Here is a 16,478-nt window from a genome sequence, read left to right as displayed (position 1 = left end):
TTGAACCGGGCTGCCAATGACCGACGATTGACAACCTCGTTGAGGTGAACTTATGCAGACATTCAGTATCGGCGAGCTTGCCGAACGTAGCGGGGTCGCCAGCCAGGCGATCCGCTATTACGAGAAAGAGAAGCTCATGCCTGCCCCTCAGCGAACGGACGCCAACTATCGGCGCTATCCCTTGGATGCCGTGGCCAGGCTCGAATTCATCGTGCATGCCAAGCAGTGGGGCTTCAGCCTCGACGAGATCCGCGAATTGCTGATCCTCCAGGATGCCAACGGTGATCGCGCCCAGGCCAAGCGTATCGCCGCAGAGAAGCTGCACAAGATTCGTGAGCAAATTCGGCATCTTTCGCGGGTCGAGGCCGTGCTGTCGAAAACTCTCGACGAGTGCACGGGCGAAGGACCGATGCAGGAAGGGTGCCCGATTGTCGATGCTATCGCCGAACAAGACGAGTGAACAAACACATGAGCACCGACAGTGTGACGCCAGACAACCCCTACGCGCATCCCGGGTCGGCGAGAACCTAACGAGGAGGACGCAGCGATGACGGAAAACGTCACTATCGAGATTCGGGGCATGTCCTGTGCATCCTGCGTGGGGCGCGTGGAACGCGCACTCGATAAGCAACCGGGTGTCATCGACTCTCAGGTGAATCTCGCCACCGAGAAGGCGACGGTTGCCCTCGAGGAGAGCGCCACCCTCAGCCAGGTGGTCGAGGCCATCGAAGAGACGGGCTATCAACCCGTCGTCGAAGACGCTGAGATTCCGGTCATCGGCATGACCTGTGGCTCCTGCGTATCGCGAGTGGAGCGCTCGCTCAAGAAATTGCCGGGCATTCTCCAGGCCAGTGTCAACCTGACCACCCAGAAGACGTTCGTGCGGTTTCTGCCTGGCGCGGTGTCGTTACCGCGACTCCATCATGCCATCAAGGATGCGGGCTATGAGCCGCAGGAACCCGATGCCAGCGCACAAACGCAGAACGAGGACCGAGAAGGACTCCAGTTGCGCAATAAGGTCCTACTCGCTGCGGCGTTCACGATTCCCGTGGTGTTGATCGCCATGGGCAAGATGATTCCCGCTCTGGAAGCCTTCTTCACCAGCATCATGCCGCACCGAGGCTGGATGGGTGTCGAGTGGTTATTGACTACGCCCGTGCTGTTCTATGCCGGGGCACGCTTCTATCGCTCCGGCTATGCCGAGCTTCGGCACGCGAACCCGGGCATGAACAGTCTGGTCATGATCGGCTCGAGCGCGGCCTATTTTTATTCGGTCGCGGCACTGCTGGTGCCTGGATTCTTTCCCGCGGGGACAGCCGAAAGCTATTTCGAGGCGGCGGCGGTCATCGTCACGCTCATCCTGCTAGGGCGGTATTTCGAGCACGTCGCCAAGGGCCGTACTTCCGAGGCGATCAAGAAGCTCCTGCAGCTGCAGGCGAAAACCGCCCGAGTCATTCGCGACGGTGAAGCGGTCGAGGTGTCGATCGAGGCCGTCGTGCCCGGCGATCGCATACTGGCCCGCCCGGGGGAGCGCATCCCGGTGGATGGCGTCGTTGAAGAAGGCCATTCCTTCGTCGACGAGTCAATGATCAGCGGTGAACCGGTGCCGGTTGCCAAGCAGCAGGATGCCGAAGTCGTCGGTGGCACGGTCAATAAGAATGGCTCGCTTACCTTCCGTGCTACGCGGGTCGGTGCCGATACGCTGCTATCGCAAATCGTCAGGATGGTGGAATCGGCCCAGGCCGAGAAGCCCCCGATCCAGCAGCTAGCCGACAAGATCGCCGGGGTGTTCGTGCCCGTGGTCATCGTTATCGCACTGATCACCTTCAGCGTATGGCTCGGCTTCGGACCGGCCCCGGCGCTGTCCTTCGCCTTTGTCACGACGGTTAGCGTACTGCTGATTGCCTGCCCTTGTGCGATGGGGCTGGCCACGCCGACCGCGATCATGGTGGGGACCGGCAAGGGTGCCGAGATGGGGGTGCTGTTTCGCAAGGGCGCAGCCCTCGAGACGCTCGCCAAGATTGATACGGTCGTGCTGGACAAGACCGGCACGCTGACCCGAGGCCGCCCCGAACTGACCGATTTCATCGTGACCGATGGCCACGAGAACGAGGTGCTCCAATGGGTAGCGGCGGTGGAAGCGCAGAGCGAACACCCCATCGCCGAAGCCATTGTGCGCAACGCTAAGGAGCGTGGGCTCGAGCTCCCGAGCGTTAGCCATTTCAGCGCCGAGCCGGGCTATGGCATCGAGGCCGACGTCGCCGGCCACCGGCTTCACGTGGGGGCCGATCGCTACATGCACCGGCTGGGGCTCGAACTCGGTCAGGCGGAAGCCCGCGCCAAGGCGTTCGCCGAGGACGCCAAGAGTCCGCTCTATGCGGCGGTGGACGGTCGGCTGGCAGCGATCATCGCAGTGGCGGACCCGCTCAAGGAGGGCTCGGCCGAGGCTATAGCATCACTCAAGGCGCTGGGGCTGGAGATAGCGATGCTCACCGGCGACAATCGCGCCACCGCCGATGCCATCGCCAAGCAAGTCGGCATACGGCGCGTGCTTGCCGAAGTGCTGCCGGACCAGAAAGCGGCCGAGATCAAGCGGCTCCAAGCCGAGGGCCAAGATGTTGCATTCGTGGGTGATGGGATCAACGATGCACCGGCGCTGGCCCAGGCCGATGTCGGTATCGCCATCGGCACCGGAACGGATATCGCGATCGAGGCCGGTGATGTGGTGCTGATGCGCGGCGATCTGAGAGGCATCGTCAATGCCACGGCACTCTCCAGGCGCACCCGTAAGACCATTCTCGGCAACTTCATCTGGGCTTATGGCTATAACTTGGCATTGATTCCGGTGGCGGCGGGCGTGTTATTCCCGTTTACCGGCTTCTTGCTCAATCCCATGCTAGCGGCGGGCGCCATGAGCCTTTCCAGCGTATTCGTTCTGACCAACTCATTGCGGCTTCGCCGCTTTAAGCCGGATATCGACGACGCGATGCCAAGCACTGACGGGGCTACCCGGCCAGAACGGGCCCATCCCGCCTGAGCCACTCACCCGGTTATCGAAGGGGAATTCGACATGATGGGAAGCGAAAGCTGCATGTGGGGCATGGCGGGGATGGGCCTGATCGGCATCCTGCTGATCATCGCGTTGGTGCTCGGCGTGGCAGCACTCGTCAAATACCTGTTTTTCAACAAAAAGCGCGAGAAGTAGAGAAGAACGTTAACGAGTGGAGTTGCCCATTGGCTTGGCTAGAGACTTCGATGCACGACGTGAGAAAGATATGGCAAGTAGGCTCGGCATAAAGCCAAGGCTCGTATGGGGAGTCGCCGTCCTGGTTGGCTTGGTGGCCCTTTATTGGGTGCTGATGGAGACCGGTGTCTTATCGACGCTTACCAATAAGCAGGCGTTGCGTGAGTGGGTTGGCCAGTTGGGATTCTGGGGGCCGCTGGCCATTATCGCCATGATGATTGCGGCCATTGTCATGAGCCCGATACCCAGTGGGCCGATTGCGATGGTAGCCGGTGCGTCCTACGGTCCTGTTTGGGGAACGGCGTATGTGGTCCTCGGTGCGGAGGCCGGCGCGCTACTCGCCTTTTGCATTGCACGGCTGCTTGGCTACGAGGCGATCCATCGTTGGTCGCGTATCCGCCCAATGCTGAACTGGCTGGGAAGGGATCGCTCCCAGATGGGATTAATGCTCGTTGTCTTCGCATCGCGATTGGTGCCATTTATTTCGTTCGATGCCGTCAGTTACGCGGCGGGCCTTACACCGCTGGCCTTCTGGCGTTTCCTGATCGCCACGCTGGCCGGCGTGATTCCCACGGCGTACCTGGTCGTCATGTTCGGCGAGGCCCTGATCACTGCCGACTCCCGCGGCCTCATGGTCGTACTGATACTGATCAGTGGTATCACGCTTCTGCCGATCCTGGCGAAACTCGTCTGGGCTCGGAATACATGAACCCTAACAGCTGACAGCCTGTGAGGCGCACACGTGAAACGGCGACTATTACTGCTGTTACCCCTGTTGGTTTTCCTGGGCATGGGGTTCTTTCTCTACCGCGGCTTGGGAATGGATCCCAGCGCACGCGATTCGGCACTGCTGGCTCAGAAGTTTCCGGCCTTTAGCCTCTCAACGCTGAAAGATCCCTCACGCCACGTCGATGAGTCCCTACTGGAAGGTGAAATAACCCTGGTTAATGTCTGGGCCGAGTGGTGCCCGACCTGCAAGGAGGAAATGCCTCAGTTGCTGACACTGGCCGAACGTGGCGTGCGCTTGGTTGGCATCAACTACAAGGACACCCGTGCCAAGGGGCAGGAGTTTCTTGACGAGTTCGGCGACCCTTTCGAAGTCAATATCTTCGATCCGGATGGCGACCTGGGTTTCGAACTCGGCGTCTACGGCGTGCCGGAGACCTTCCTCGTCGATACCAAGAGCATTATCCGCTATAAGCACACGGGCTATATCACTCCCGGGGATGTCGAGCAGGTCATGAAGGAGGTGGAAAAATGGCAGTAATGAGTCGTCGAGCGTGCTGGAAATTGCTTTTGTTGATAGCGCGACCGGTAACGGTCATATAAGGAAAACACATGCTGCAATACCCTCAGATCGATCCTGTGGCCATCTCCCTGGGGCCGGTACAGATTCACTGGTATGGCCTGATGTATGTGGTCGGCCTGGCCGCCGCTTGGTGGCTGGGGCGCCGTCGTGCCCACCGCCTGGGCCTGAGTCATGACGATATCGGCGACCTGATCTTCTACGGCGCCCTGGGGATCATCCTCGGGGGTCGCCTGGGCTATGCGCTGTTCTATGGGTTCGAGCAACTGCTGGCCAACCCCCTGTGGCTCTTCAGAATCTGGGACGGCGGCATGAGCTTCCATGGCGGCCTGGCCGGCGTGCTAATCGCCGCCCTGTTGTTTGCCCGCAAGAAGCGCCTCGCCTTCTTTCAGCTGACCGATTTCATCGCCCCCCTGGTGCCTATCGGCCTGGGGGCCGGGCGACTCGGCAACTTCATCAATCACGAACTGCCGGGGCGCGTCAGCGAGGTGCCTTGGGCCATGGTGTTTCCGCCCATGATGGGGCTGGGCCCGGAACCACGCCATCCCTCGGCACTCTACGAATTTGCCCTGGAGGGGGTCGTACTGTTCGGGGTGCTGTGGTGGCTGTCGAGCCAGCCACGCCGGCGGGGCACGATCTCCGGGCTGTTCCTGCTGCTCTATGGCGCCTTCCGCTTCGCCGTGGAGTTCGTGCGACTGCCCGATCCTCAACTGGGGTTCATCGCCTTCGGCTGGCTGACCATGGGACAACTGTTGACCCTGCCGATGCTCATCGCGGGCCTGGCGCTGGTCATCTGGGCGAGGCGTCAGCCGGTGGATGACGCCAAGGCGGCGGTGGCCTCATGAACACGGCCCTCGCTTCTCTGCTGGTTGCGCTGCTCGTCGCCACACCGGTAGCGGCCCGTGAGGGGATTCCCTTGGGCGGTGACAAGAGCAATCCCTTCAGTGATTTGGTTCAGGGGCAATTCCTGCCGGCTAAAGAAGCCTTCCAGGCCAGCGCCTGGCGAGACGATGAGCGGCTCTACGTCGGCTTCCTCAATGCCGAGGACTATTACCTTCATCGCCACCAATTCGCCCTGGACAGCCGCTCCCGGGCGTCAGTGTCGGTGAGCTGGCATTGCCACCCGGGGAACGCATGGTGCATGCCTCGCTGGGGGAGATCCGCGTGTTCCATGACCGGGTGGTATTCAGTGCGCCCATCGAGGCGAGCGGAGCCACTCGCGAGCCGCTGACCATCACGGTGACCTTTCAGGGCTGTTCCGACCGGGGACTGTGTTACCCGCCCGAACAGGTCGAGCTCGAAGCGCTTCACGGGTCGCCTCCCGCGGCCTTTGCCACCCCCTCCCCTCGTGATACGGCGGATAATCCCAACGGAGCACCTTGAATGGATCCCACCGACCTGAGCCTGCCGTCTTGGGGAAACACTGCATAATCCCCGTCGCAGCTTCGGGAGATACGGCGCGGGGTGGAAAGTGGCATTGATAACATCTGCAAGAGCCCCTTTTCATATTTCTTTTTAAGCTACCTTGGAACGGAATCAAAGGAAGAGGAGAGAAAGCATGCGTACCTTTCGACACTCACCAGGCAGGCCAGACGTGGCCGGCTTCTACGATCCAAGAACCTCCAGTGTGCAGTACGTGGTAAGCGACCCATCAACCCGGCGCTGCGCGATCATCGATCCGGTGCTGGACTTTGATGAAAAATCCGGAGCCACAGCGACACATCATGCCGATGAATTACTTGATTACGTGGCAGCCCAGAGACTCGAGGTAGAATGGATCCTCGATACCCATCCTCATGCCGACCACTTCTCGGCAGCGCAATACCTAAAAGAGAAAACTGGGGCGCCTATGGCGATCGGAAGTTATGTCACGAAGGTCCAGGCTTTGTGGAAGGATATCTACAATTGGCCCGACTTTCCGGCCGATGGCCATCAGTGGGATCACCTCTTCAACGAAGGCGACACATTCAAGATCGGTGAGGTCGAAAGTCATGTGATGCACTCTCCGGGGCATACATTGGCCTCGATCACCTATGTTATCGGCGATGCCGCTTTTATTCACGATACGCTGTTCCAGCCCGATGGCGGAACGGCGCGTGCCGATTTCCCCGGGGGTAACGCTCACAAGCTCTGGAACTCCATCCAGGCCATACTGGCATTGCCGGATGATACCCGGCTCTTTACGGGGCATGACTACATGCCCGGCGATCGTGAACCGGGGTGGGAAAGCACGGTACGCAGCCAGCGAGAAAGCAATATCCATCTTTGTCACGGATTGACTGCTGAGGGTTACGTGGCCATGCGTAACGAGCGGGATGCCGGGCTGCCCATGCCGAAGCTGATCCTGCCTTCACTACAGGTCAATATCCGCGGTGGCGCTCTTCCTGAACCGGAAGAGAACGGCCAGCGCTATCTCAAAATTCCTCTTGATGCCCTGCCCGAAGCTACCTGGGGCAAAGCACGCAACTGATACTTTAGCCAATTTTGCGCGGCGGCCTTCCGCCTGATGCGGCATAAAGACAAACCGGAGTACCTTGAATGGATCCCACCGGCCTGAGCCTGCCGCCGCTGACGGCGGCCTGGGCGCCTGGCGGGCCTGTTGCTCGGCTACAACTTGGGCCGCATCACCAGCTATATGACTGCCGGTGCCCTGGTGGCGCTGCTCGGTTCCGTGCTCAACCATGCCCTGGACGGCATCGCCCTGGCACTACGTATCCTGGCGGCGGTCATGCTGATTCTGATGGCCCTGTACATCGCCAACTGGTGGAGAGGCTTGCTGCATGTCGAGGCCCTGGGGCGCTCGCTCTGGCGCCGTATCGAGCCGCTCGGTCGACGCTTGTTGCCCGTGGTGAAGGTGCCACAGGCCTTCGCGCTGGGGTCGATCTGGGGCTGGATGCCCTGTGGGCTGATCTATTCGATGCTGGCCTGGAGTCTGGCCGTGGCCGAGCCGCTGCGTGCCGCGGCGATGATGGGGGCCTTCGGGCTCGGCACCCTGCCCGTCGTCCTGGCGACCGGTGTGGCCGCGCGTCGCGTCTCGCTCTGGATTCGTCATCCGGCGACCCGCACGATGGCGGCGTTGCTGATCATGGCGTTTGCCGTCTGGCAGCTCTGGCATCTGTCATCCATGACCGGTATGGACGATATGGCCGGCGGCATGACGCCGTCGCCTCACTGATGACCACGCTGAGTCGTCCCATCCTGTTGCCGCGTCAGCTCTGCCATCAGTTGGTTGAGGCTGGGCGCTTTGGTAGTGTCACGAAACTCGGCGTGCGAACGTCGCCTGGCTCGTTCCAGCCAACTTGCCAGGGTCTGCAGCTCTCGAACGCGCGAGTGGATAAGAGGTAAGCTCTCGGCCAGCCGGTCAACCCTGTCGACAGGCAAAGTGTTATCTCGTTCCGCGCGTACCAGTACCTCTTTGATTTCCTTGAGGCTGAGACCCAGACAACGCAGGCAGTCGATAAGACGAAGCCGCCCCAGCGCCTCTTCGTCATAGAGCTGATAGTCGTTGCGTGGATCCCGCCGCGACGGTAACAAGCCTTCTCGCGTGTAGTGGCGCACCGTTTCGGCGGTGACGCCACCAGCGCGGGCCAGTTCGCTGACGCGCATTGATCTACCCTCTACTACGTGTCTGAGAGCAGTCTACAACCGCGGGGCTGCCCAAGGGTCAAGGCCGCTGCCAGGCCTTCGCCGACGAGCAACCCATGCCGGCGCGGAGGCCTAAAAATAGGGCTTGACCTTGAAGTGGGCTTTAAGGATACCTTTCCAGCAAGTAGCCACGCTGCGAATGTTGAAACCAAGGTCAAACCTTCCCACCCTCGCGGATGGATAGGTGATTCCCAGGAAGATAGAGGAGAGTGTCATGCGGAAACGTCATACTGCGATCCTGACTGCCGCCATCATCGTTACCGGTAGCCTCGGGGCGGGCTCGCTCCTTGCACAGGAAGAGAGTCAGCAGGAGCCAATGGAAGGTCAGGGCATGCAGGGCAACATGATGCAGGAAGGTGGCATGCACGGCATGATGGGGATGATGAGTGAAATGAATGCCATGATGGAAAAATGCAATGCCATGATGGACAAGATGCAGCAGGGTCATGAGAGTGACAGTAACGCCTGACAGTATATGGGCCCGGCTGCTCCACATAGGAGCAGCTGAGTTACGGTTTTGATGATGCGAGCGGAGGACGGCCTTTGAGTAAAAGCATCTATGCTCCGTTAGCCATTCTTTTGCTGGTGACAAATTCTCCATCCTTCGCTCATTCCCTCGAAGAGGCCGAGGAGACGTTGCAGGAGCGGGAGCGCTACGCCCAGTTTGTCGACCAGCCAGCGCCGGCATTTTCCTTGACCGATGCTGACGGTAATACCGTGTCGTCCTCTGACCTGAAAGAAAGCGTCGTGGTGCTCAATTTCATCTACACCCGCTGCCAGGAAGCCTGCCCTGTGCATATGAACCTGATTGCCGAGGTGCAGGAACGAGTCAGCGACGCCGGCCTGAGTGAGGCGGTCGAGTTCATTACCATCGCCACCGACAGCGAAGATATCGTCGGCACCCGGGAAAACATGCGAGCCTATGGCAAGAACTTCGACCTGGACTCCGCCAACTGGCGCTTTCTATATCGTGACGAAGGCGATCCGGCCGACACCACACGCCAGATCGCAGAAGCCTATGGCCTCCGGTTCGACGACGTGGCGGAGGGCGTCCAGGCCCATGGCGTCGTGACCCATGTTATCGATCCGTCGGGGCGTATGCGGGCTCGCTTTCATGGCCTCGAATTCGATCCGGAGCACCTGGTTTCGTATGTACGGGTACTGGCAGAAGGACCAGAGACATTATCCACTGGCACCTGGGACCGTATCCGTCATTACGTTACCGATATCGTTAACTAAATTCCGCGAGACAATGCTCAACGGCATCATCGCTCATTTCACGACCTCCTCGGAGACTCCGCATATGAAGTATGGGAAAACACTGGCCATCGCTTCTCTTTTGACCTTTCCCCTCTCGGGACTGGCAGCCGAGACATCGGCCACTCTCTACAAGAACCCCAACTGTGGCTGCTGTGCCGAATATGCCAAGTATCTCGAACAGAACGGGTTCGAGGTGGAAACGATCGATACCCATGATCTTGCACAGCTGAAAACCGAGCACAATGTGCCCGAGAAACTGCATGGCTGCCACACCACGCTGATTGGCGACTATGTCTTCGAAGGCCACGTTCCCGTGGCAAGCGTTAGCCAGGTGCTCGAAGAGACGCCCTTTATCAAAGGCTTGAGCGTGCCCGGCATGCCCCTCGGCTCGCCGGGAATGTCGGGCGAGAAACAAGGCCCGCTCGAGGTCTACACCTTGGCCTTTCAGCCGACCGAAACTCCGGACATCTACGCCACCCACTGAAGGTAAGCGCTGGTGATTGGGAAACGGATCGCAACCAGGTGGCTAGTGGTGGCACTGCTGATGGCCATGGCCAAGATAGCCGCCGCCACGCCTCCTGAACGCCTGGGGCCACAGGGCTTTCTTCTCTGGGAAAGCCCGCGCGACGTAACTAACATCCGCTTCGAGGATGACACAGGTTCCCCACTGACCCTGGCTGACTTCGAAGGTAAGCAGGTTTTGCTCAACATCTGGGCGACCTGGTGTGGCCCTTGCCGTGAGGAGATGCCCACCCTGGATGCCCTCCAGGCCGAATTGGGGGGACTGGATTTCGAGGTCGTTGCGCTCTCGATCGATCGCAAAGGTCTCGAGGTCGTCAATGAGTTCTATCAGGAGGTGGGGATCGAGCATCTTTCCCCCTATGTCGATCGAACCGGCATGGCCAGCGCGGATCTTGGTGCCGTGGGGATTCCCACGACGCTGCTGCTCGACCGCCTGGGTAGGGAGCTTGGACGCCTGGTCGGGGAAGCCGAATGGGATACCCCTGAGATGATCGAGTTTCTGACCGAAACGATAGACGCCACCAAAGAGGAAGCGCCATGAGTTGCTGTGACGACAAGACCCCACAGGGGCAGCAGAAAGCCGGACTGACAGGCCTGCTGACGGGTCCCCGCCGCTGGATGCTGTTGGGTGCCGTGGTCGTGGCTGGTGGCCTGGCCATGGGCTGGGATCAACTGGTCCTGCTGGGGATCGCCCCTATCCTGGTGAGCCTCTTGCCTTGCCTCGTCATGTGCGGCTTGGGGCTGTGCATGATGAAATGCAAGGACAAGAAAGGTAAGGCTACCGACCAGGGCGAAGCCACTGACGTGCAAGCCGGAGTGGAACCCGCTACTGAGGTATCCACGGAGACGGCATCCGCCCATCGCCAAGCAGCGGTTCACGAGGTGTCGTCCGAGCAGTCCAACTCCAAGTTCCAAGCCTAGCCACGGGATAAGGAGGGATGCTGGAGATTGCCAATATCGGCCTGGCGACGGCCTTTCTGGCGGGCTTGATTTCGTTCATTTCACCCTGCGTCTTGCCGCTCGTGCCTGGCTATCTCTCATTCGTGGCCGGGCGATCGCTTGGGCAGATACGGGAAGCGGACCGGCGCGAGCGGCTCCGGGTGTTGACCCAGTCGCTATGGTTCGTGCTGGGCTTCTCCACGGTATTTTTGATGCTGGGGGCCAGTGCCACGGCCATCGGTCGCCTACTGCTGGTCTATCGCCAGGAGGCGAACCTGGTCGGCGGTCTCATCGTCATCCTGTTCGGTGCCTTCATGACCGGGCTCATCCCGCTGCACTGGTTACAGCGAGAATGGCGGTTTATCGACAAGCTCACGGAAAATGGCGGCGGGCGCGGTGCGGCTTATTTACTCGGCGTGGCGTTCGCCTTCGGCTGGACGCCCTGTATTGGTCCGATCTTGGGTGCCATCCTTACCGTTAGCGCTTCGACGGCCAATATTTCAAGCGGACTGGCGTTACTGGGAATTTACTCGCTAGGCCTTGGCGTGCCATTTCTGCTGACTGCCGTTTCGCTCGACCGTTTCTTGCACCACCAGCAATTCCTGCGCCGCTGGGGCCGGGTCATGCATATGGCTGCCGGCCTGCTCATGATCCTGATGGGCATCTTGATGATCACCGGGCAACTGACCGAGCTGTCCTATTGGTTATTACGCACCTTCCCTGCGCTAGGCAGCATTGGCTAGCCGTTATTCGAGGAATCACTGATATGAATAATCCCGCAAGTCGCTTCTGGCGTACCCTGTTATTGACGAGCTGGGTCGTGGCCAGCCTGGGCATCGCCGGTGTGGCCGGGGCTGCCGAAGAGGCATTGCCGTCGCTGAGTTATGACCGTACGGGCGAACGACTGATCAAGGCGCAGGCCAACCAGCTCTTCAAGAGCACGGACCGCGGCGAGACCTGGCAAGAACTCCCCTTGCCGGAAGCCGTGAAAGAAGGCCAGTGGGTCACGGCATCGGTACCGGCAACCGCCGAACAGACGCTCTATATCGCCGGCCCGTCAATCGGGGTGCAGCGCAGCACCGATCATGGGAAGACTTGGCAGGAGCTCGACGAGGACTTGCCCAGTGAGAACGTTATCGCCTTGGCCACCCACCGTCAGCAGGCCGAGACCCTCTATGCGGTGATCGCCGACGATGGCCTCTATCAAAGCGAGGATGCCGGCACGACCTGGAAGAAGATGGATAGCGGTCCTGCCCAGCCCGTTCGCCGGCTCGTCCACTCCGATATGGAAGGCAGCATGCAGACCGGCTGGCTCTATGCGGTGTCCGACGATGCGGTACGCCTGTCGATGGACTGCTTCTGCGGCTGGCGACCGACCGGCGAGCTCGATGCCGGCAGGGTCTACGATGTGGCCTACGACCTCGACGCTCCAGAGCGCGTCTATGTCGCCACGGAGCAAGGCCTGTGGCGCAGCGACAATGGTGGCCAGGAATGGCAGTCAGTGACAGGTGACAGCCCGGCGCTCGTCGCGCTCGCTCATTCTCCTGCAGGAACGCTCTATGGCCTGAATCGCGAGGGGGAGCTCCTGCGTAGCGATGATCGGGGCCAAACCTGGACACCCCCCGATGCTTAGGCGCTGGTTCCTCGCCACAACCTGGCTGCTGCTCAGTGCTGCGGGGCAGGCCATGGCGGAGGGAAGCCCCTCTTCAAGCGATACCTCTCGGCTGGAAGAGGGAGAAAGCATCTACCAGCAGTATTGTGCCAGTTGCCACGGCCGCCAGGGAGAGGGCATGCCGAACTGGGAGCGCCAGAATGCCCAGGGCGAACTGCCGGCTCCTCCTCATGGGCCGGAGGGCCATACCTGGAAGCACTCCGATGCTATGCTCTACCGGATCGTCGCCGAGGGATGGCGTGACCCCTGGAACAAGACCGAACGACTGACGATGCCGGCCTTCGAGGATGCCCTAGCCCCAGCCGAGATCCGCTCCGTAGTGAATTACCTCAAGACGTTATGGACACCGGAGCAACGACGCCATCAGGCGGAAGAAAGCGAGGGAGCTCCGTTTCCGACGCAAAGTGAGTAGCTGTGGGGCTAGGAATTGAAAAGGTGATTATTGGCCAAATTTTTCCCGGAGAATCCGGTCGCGAAGGACTCCATTCGACTTTTCCGAGCACACCAACTCTCGCTCAACAGCGATAATGCGAGCGGCCAGCTCAGCTTTGGTTTGGCGCATCAAATAATGCATACGTCGCCGCTCCACGTCGGTGGGCTTTTCCACCTCGCGAGCAAGCGGCCGACCAACGACACGCCGCTGACGAACGGGTTGGGCGGCTTCTTCGTATAATTGACGGCATTCAAGATTTCGCAGAATGGTGGACTCGGAGATACCCATTCCCGTGTCGGAGAGATCGCGCGATATTCTCGCAATTCGTCCCAGCGTCACGGGACTGCCGATCTCCTGCAACCGACTGATCGCTCGACGCACGATCGTGACGCTTCGATTGCGTCGCTGCTGATGACTGCGTTTCAAACCGGCCATCGCAGCCTCTGGACGCGCCTTACTGGATCGTCGTGTCATTTCTCCTTCCTCCCGATGGTCAGTATGACGGGATCGGCAGCCGCCTGATCAGCTCGCTCCAGCAGTTCCATCTCGGCCAACACATCGTCACAGCTCGCCATGGATTCCTTTGCCTTGCGCCCTTCGGCGGGCAGGTTCTGTGCTTCTGCCATCTCCGCCATCTGCGCACAGGCCTGCCGGTAGACGATGACTTGGTCACGCTTGTGCCAGTCGGGCGCATTCCCGGCACAGCCGATGCAGGCGAACTTGATGGGACACTGACTGGCCACGGTGCACCGTCCACCGATAACCGGGATCAGTGCGCCCACCTGCTCCTGTGCGGCTTCGATTTGCCGCCGGATCTGCCCCGGGGATCGCACATGGGTACGGGACAGATCCACACGACTTTCAAAGATCTTTTGTTGCAACTCCATTAGCCTGGCCGGCGTCGGCTGGGAATAGTACTCGGTCACTCGCACATCTCGCTGCTTCATGAGGAGTGCGATCACATCCACGGGCGTGTTCAATGCCCGCATCTCGGTGGCAAACCCGTGACGCAGCAGGTGAGAAGTGACCCGCACGGCCTCACCGGCAGCAGTTTGCAACGAGATACCGTGCAACATGATAGACATCGTCGCATTGACATCCTTATGACTGAAATGCCTTCCGGCATGTTGCCATAGGTAGGACGCCGCTCGAAGCTTATGCCGCAAGCTTCTGGTAGGCGGGATGGTCTCCAGATCCTGCCCCCGATCACGCTGGAACTTCCACCAGGCGTGTAGCGCCTTCATGCAGCGCTCGTCAATATAGTATGGTTCTTCTGCACGGCGTCCCTTGGGGATCGCGCGAAAGGCGATCGCTTCACGATCCTTGGCGAGCAGCACCCGTGATAAGTGCTCTGGACTCAATCTGATCTGCAGGAACTCGTTCATGCGAGCCCCGGTCTTGGTCATGATCTGAATGGCCGCATACCCGACAAGAGCGGCTAGCTTGAGCGCATCGAGTGGAATAAAGAGCATTCCCAGGTCTCGCGAGACACGCTCCAACCAATGGGATGTAGACAGCCCCCAAGTTGAGTGAGGGGGAAGTTGGAACGCCCCCTTTGAGTAGCCGTTATGCGTCAGAAAGTCAGAATCAGTAACTTGAGACTTCAGTACATTGGCCTGCAGCAGTTCGATGAACCAGTAGGGCTCTATCAAAGTGGCATCATCGCAAGCATGGCCACCCTCATAGCTTAGGAAGTAACGTGCCTGGTCACATATCGTCGCACGTATACGCTGACGCTGATCCTGATGGTAATAGAAGTCTTCTGCCACGGGCTCATGCACAGAACGCAATGTTGCTGCATCCCAAAGCCTGAAATGCTGCTGTGTCGATCGAGTACGGCCTGATGTCGATACCGTTTCATCGGTGATCGAGAATGACATCGGTAAGGCCTCCCCCTCCCGTTCATGATGGGCCATGGCATCCTGAAAGGCTGTATGCAGGCGCTCGACCTGAATGCATCGACGCTCGGCCACATCACGAAGCAGATAGAATCGATCGTGTACAACGGCGGTCGCTGCCTTGCGACGCATCCGTTGGTCGGTTCTCACATCTCGGTGGAGGGTGGAGCGGTGCCAGAAGTGATCATCCTTCAGGCCAATGAGTTTCCAAGGCACTACGGCCCGGCGCTGCTTAGGTGTCAACCGGAGTAGATAGTCCTCTTGCTTGCGCAGTAGGCGAAAGTAAGTCTGCAGGAACCGGCCACGTTTGGGTGTGCCCTCTTCCGGCAATATCTCGCCATCATGATATCGTCGATAGAACACCTCGGGGTCCAGTGCGTCGATATCCGGTAGCTTCAACCGTGTCAGGTAGCGCGACATATTGGCGAAGAAGGTGATGTCGTTGCGCCGATTGCCATCGGCAAAGGTCATGACGAAGAAGGCCACATCTCGTAGTTTCGGCTGCGAAATGGAGTGAATCATCCGTCGTTGAGAATCATTGAAGGGCCGTCCCATGGTCGGTGATTCTAGAAAGGTCAACGGCAGGTGATGGAGTGCCGGCGATACACTGTCGAGCACCATTTCCAGAGTGATTTCCTTCCATACTCGCAGCGGACTAGCTCGATGCCCCGTTTCTTCTTCCCAGCGCCGAATTTCTTGTTTTATGCGGGAGACGTTGTGTCCAGAAAGCCTCAAGACCTCGCTGTACGCCACCGTATATCCCTCTCGGTGTAGGTGCTCAATGGTCAGACGTGTGAGCCGCGTGAGCACTTCACGTGAGCGCCGCGTATTGGGAAGCGAATAGCGAAAGGTATTGAAGTCCCGACGCCAGCTTTCATAGGCCTCACGACTGTCGACCGGGGCGCTCAGGAGCTCATCGGCCAATGCCGCCACGTAATGGCGCGAATACCCCGACACGGTGGCTACGCTGAATCCTAAGCACCTGCTGATGTCGATGAGTTTGAAAGGCGTTCCGATCTGGCGGCGACGGTCCAGTTCCGCCTTGATCGATTCGTTTCGCCGATTCAGCGTATGGTTTTCGCCCACGAGGACGGTAGCCCCAGAAGTATCGAGGGATTTCCAAGCAACCGTGCGCGCTACCTGATGGCCGGTCTCCTGTTCCCAGATAACCAGCTCCTCATTGAGGATCCGTTTCCTCCCCCCAGTAATGGTTTCAACTGCGTTCACCGTCATCAACGCGTTCTCGCGATGCAGCTGTTCGATGACCAGCCGCACAAAGCGCCGGAACAGCGCCGGCCCGCTCTCCGTGCGTGTGATAAAGGGGCGAAAGGTGCGGTAGTCACGTACCCAGCGTTCATAAGCCTCTCGGTCCTCAACCACCGTCTCCAACAACTCCGCTGCCAGCTCACTAACATAACGCTGGGTAACGCCACTGATCGTCTTGCGATCGTAGCCGGTAACCGTCATCACCTCTCGGTTCACGAAGGCCACACCCAGCTCGCGCCGACGATCAAGCTCGGTACGTATCGTAAGCCGTCGACGCTCCGGATCAGCACGGT

General features: G+C 59.7%; 19 protein-coding genes and 1 pseudogene. 17 read left to right on the top strand and 3 right to left on the bottom strand.

Annotated elements, in window-relative coordinates; translation table 11 throughout:
- Positions 1 to 52: 52 nt before the first annotated feature.
- From BUA41_RS15380 to BUA41_RS15345, 9 genes and pseudogenes are all read left to right on the top strand, one after another.
- Positions 53 to 460 (top strand): heavy metal-responsive transcriptional regulator, encoded by a 408-nt coding sequence (locus tag BUA41_RS15380; RefSeq protein WP_072824451.1) that lies wholly within the window; start codon positions 53 to 55, stop codon positions 458 to 460.
- Between the two features lie 87 nt (positions 461 to 547).
- Positions 548 to 3,037, top strand: a complete 2,490-nt coding sequence (locus BUA41_RS15375; RefSeq protein WP_072824449.1) for a heavy metal translocating P-type ATPase — start codon at positions 548 to 550, stop codon at positions 3,035 to 3,037.
- A gap of 33 nt (positions 3,038 to 3,070) precedes the next feature.
- Positions 3,071 to 3,205, top strand: coding sequence for a hypothetical protein (locus tag BUA41_RS19610; protein WP_264477432.1), 135 nt, complete (start codon positions 3,071 to 3,073; stop codon positions 3,203 to 3,205).
- Between the two features lie 70 nt (positions 3,206 to 3,275).
- On the top strand, positions 3,276 to 3,953 hold the full coding sequence (locus BUA41_RS15370) for a TVP38/TMEM64 family protein (RefSeq protein WP_072824447.1): 678 nt from the start codon (positions 3,276 to 3,278) through the stop codon (positions 3,951 to 3,953).
- Between the two features lie 33 nt (positions 3,954 to 3,986).
- Positions 3,987 to 4,511, top strand: coding sequence for a DsbE family thiol:disulfide interchange protein (locus BUA41_RS15365; RefSeq protein ID WP_072824445.1), 525 nt, complete (start codon positions 3,987 to 3,989; stop codon positions 4,509 to 4,511).
- 71 nt (positions 4,512 to 4,582) lie between these two features.
- Complete coding sequence (gene lgt / locus BUA41_RS15360; RefSeq protein ID WP_072824443.1) at positions 4,583 to 5,395, top strand: prolipoprotein diacylglyceryl transferase; 813 nt, start codon at positions 4,583 to 4,585, stop codon at positions 5,393 to 5,395.
- A 289-nt stretch (positions 5,396 to 5,684) separates the two neighbouring features.
- Positions 5,685 to 5,933, top strand: a complete 249-nt coding sequence (locus tag BUA41_RS19515) for a protein-disulfide reductase DsbD N-terminal domain-containing protein (protein ID WP_245791937.1) — start codon at positions 5,685 to 5,687, stop codon at positions 5,931 to 5,933.
- Between the two features lie 175 nt (positions 5,934 to 6,108).
- Positions 6,109 to 7,020: an MBL fold metallo-hydrolase gene (locus BUA41_RS15350; RefSeq protein WP_072824441.1), complete on the top strand. Its 912-nt coding sequence runs from the start codon at positions 6,109 to 6,111 to the stop codon at positions 7,018 to 7,020.
- A 102-nt stretch (positions 7,021 to 7,122) separates the two neighbouring features.
- Positions 7,123 to 7,725 (top strand): annotated as a pseudogene (locus BUA41_RS15345) (sulfite exporter TauE/SafE family protein); the annotation flags it as partial.
- Here BUA41_RS15345 and BUA41_RS15340 read toward each other — a convergent pair.
- A complete protein-coding gene (locus BUA41_RS15340; protein ID WP_072824439.1) occupies positions 7,719 to 8,156 on the bottom strand; it encodes a MerR family transcriptional regulator in 438 nt (145 codons plus the stop codon). The pseudogene BUA41_RS15345 and the gene BUA41_RS15340 overlap by 7 nt on opposite strands.
- Before the next feature lie 253 nt (positions 8,157 to 8,409).
- On the opposite strand from BUA41_RS15340, the gene BUA41_RS15335 reads away from it, so the two are divergent.
- The 8 genes from BUA41_RS15335 (at position 8,410) to BUA41_RS15300 (ending at position 13,000) form a co-directional block, all read left to right on the top strand.
- Positions 8,410 to 8,664: a hypothetical protein gene (locus tag BUA41_RS15335; RefSeq protein WP_072824437.1), complete on the top strand. Its 255-nt coding sequence runs from the start codon at positions 8,410 to 8,412 to the stop codon at positions 8,662 to 8,664.
- A 74-nt stretch (positions 8,665 to 8,738) separates the two neighbouring features.
- Positions 8,739 to 9,434 (top strand): SCO family protein, encoded by a 696-nt coding sequence (locus tag BUA41_RS15330; RefSeq protein WP_072824435.1) that lies wholly within the window; start codon positions 8,739 to 8,741, stop codon positions 9,432 to 9,434.
- Between the two features lie 13 nt (positions 9,435 to 9,447).
- The gene (locus BUA41_RS15325; protein WP_245791936.1) at positions 9,448 to 9,939 is read left to right on the top strand and encodes a DUF411 domain-containing protein; all 492 of its coding nucleotides are present in this window, start codon (positions 9,448 to 9,450) and stop codon (positions 9,937 to 9,939) included.
- A gap of 48 nt (positions 9,940 to 9,987) precedes the next feature.
- Positions 9,988 to 10,518 (top strand): TlpA family protein disulfide reductase, encoded by a 531-nt coding sequence (locus BUA41_RS15320; protein ID WP_227370344.1) that lies wholly within the window; start codon positions 9,988 to 9,990, stop codon positions 10,516 to 10,518.
- The gene (locus BUA41_RS15315) at positions 10,515 to 10,898 is read left to right on the top strand and encodes a hypothetical protein (RefSeq protein WP_072824433.1); all 384 of its coding nucleotides are present in this window, start codon (positions 10,515 to 10,517) and stop codon (positions 10,896 to 10,898) included. Before BUA41_RS15320 ends, BUA41_RS15315 begins: the two co-directional genes overlap by 4 nt.
- A gap of 17 nt (positions 10,899 to 10,915) precedes the next feature.
- Positions 10,916 to 11,659: a cytochrome c biogenesis CcdA family protein gene (locus tag BUA41_RS15310; protein WP_175546990.1), complete on the top strand. Its 744-nt coding sequence runs from the start codon at positions 10,916 to 10,918 to the stop codon at positions 11,657 to 11,659.
- Positions 11,660 to 11,682: 23 nt separating this feature from the next.
- On the top strand, positions 11,683 to 12,549 hold the full coding sequence (locus BUA41_RS15305; protein ID WP_072824431.1) for a WD40/YVTN/BNR-like repeat-containing protein: 867 nt from the start codon (positions 11,683 to 11,685) through the stop codon (positions 12,547 to 12,549).
- Positions 12,542 to 13,000, top strand: a complete 459-nt coding sequence (locus BUA41_RS15300; protein ID WP_072824429.1) for a c-type cytochrome — start codon at positions 12,542 to 12,544, stop codon at positions 12,998 to 13,000. The genes BUA41_RS15305 and BUA41_RS15300 overlap by 8 nt, the downstream gene beginning before the upstream one ends.
- Before the next feature lie 27 nt (positions 13,001 to 13,027).
- Here the strand turns inward: BUA41_RS15300 and BUA41_RS19035 are convergent, their stop codons facing one another.
- Positions 13,028 to 13,495, bottom strand: a complete 468-nt coding sequence (locus BUA41_RS19035; protein WP_139249148.1) for a hypothetical protein — start codon at positions 13,493 to 13,495, stop codon at positions 13,028 to 13,030.
- The gene (locus BUA41_RS15290) at positions 13,492 to 16,410 is read right to left on the bottom strand and encodes a tyrosine-type recombinase/integrase (protein ID WP_217652834.1); all 2,919 of its coding nucleotides are present in this window, start codon (positions 16,408 to 16,410) and stop codon (positions 13,492 to 13,494) included. Before BUA41_RS15290 ends, BUA41_RS19035 begins: the two co-directional genes overlap by 4 nt.
- Between the last annotated feature and the right edge of the window lie 68 nt (positions 16,411 to 16,478).

The sequence above is a fragment of the Modicisalibacter ilicicola DSM 19980 genome, assembly GCF_900128925.1.
In the GTDB taxonomy this organism is placed as follows: Bacteria; Pseudomonadota; Gammaproteobacteria; order Pseudomonadales; family Halomonadaceae; genus Modicisalibacter; species Modicisalibacter ilicicola.
The sequence above is the reverse complement of the archived record's forward strand: the minus strand, read 5'-3'. Positions and strand labels throughout refer to the sequence as shown.

Excerpts from the sequence above, each read along its gene's own strand:
- BUA41_RS15375 (WP_072824449.1), top strand. The coding sequence starts at position 548 with ATGACGGAAAACGTCACTATCGAGATTCGGGGCATGTCCTGTGCATCC.
- BUA41_RS15325 (WP_245791936.1), top strand. The coding sequence starts at position 9,448 with ATGCTCAACGGCATCATCGCTCATTTCACGACCTCCTCGGAGACTCCG.
- BUA41_RS15340 (WP_072824439.1), bottom strand. The coding sequence starts at position 8,156 with ATGCGCGTCAGCGAACTGGCCCGCGCTGGTGGCGTCACCGCCGAAACG.
- BUA41_RS15310 (WP_175546990.1), top strand. The coding sequence starts at position 10,916 with ATGCTGGAGATTGCCAATATCGGCCTGGCGACGGCCTTTCTGGCGGGC.
- BUA41_RS15315 (WP_072824433.1), top strand. The coding sequence starts at position 10,515 with ATGAGTTGCTGTGACGACAAGACCCCACAGGGGCAGCAGAAAGCCGGA.
- BUA41_RS19035 (WP_139249148.1), bottom strand. The coding sequence starts at position 13,495 with ATGACACGACGATCCAGTAAGGCGCGTCCAGAGGCTGCGATGGCCGGT.
- BUA41_RS15305 (WP_072824431.1), top strand. The coding sequence starts at position 11,683 with ATGAATAATCCCGCAAGTCGCTTCTGGCGTACCCTGTTATTGACGAGC.
- BUA41_RS15380 (WP_072824451.1), top strand. The coding sequence starts at position 53 with ATGCAGACATTCAGTATCGGCGAGCTTGCCGAACGTAGCGGGGTCGCC.
- BUA41_RS15335 (WP_072824437.1), top strand. The coding sequence starts at position 8,410 with ATGCGGAAACGTCATACTGCGATCCTGACTGCCGCCATCATCGTTACC.
- BUA41_RS15370 (WP_072824447.1), top strand. The coding sequence starts at position 3,276 with ATGGCAAGTAGGCTCGGCATAAAGCCAAGGCTCGTATGGGGAGTCGCC.
- BUA41_RS15300 (WP_072824429.1), top strand. The coding sequence starts at position 12,542 with ATGCTTAGGCGCTGGTTCCTCGCCACAACCTGGCTGCTGCTCAGTGCT.
- BUA41_RS19610 (WP_264477432.1), top strand. The coding sequence starts at position 3,071 with ATGATGGGAAGCGAAAGCTGCATGTGGGGCATGGCGGGGATGGGCCTG.
- BUA41_RS15350 (WP_072824441.1), top strand. The coding sequence starts at position 6,109 with ATGCGTACCTTTCGACACTCACCAGGCAGGCCAGACGTGGCCGGCTTC.
- BUA41_RS19515 (WP_245791937.1), top strand. The coding sequence starts at position 5,685 with ATGGTGCATGCCTCGCTGGGGGAGATCCGCGTGTTCCATGACCGGGTG.
- lgt (WP_072824443.1), top strand. The coding sequence starts at position 4,583 with ATGCTGCAATACCCTCAGATCGATCCTGTGGCCATCTCCCTGGGGCCG.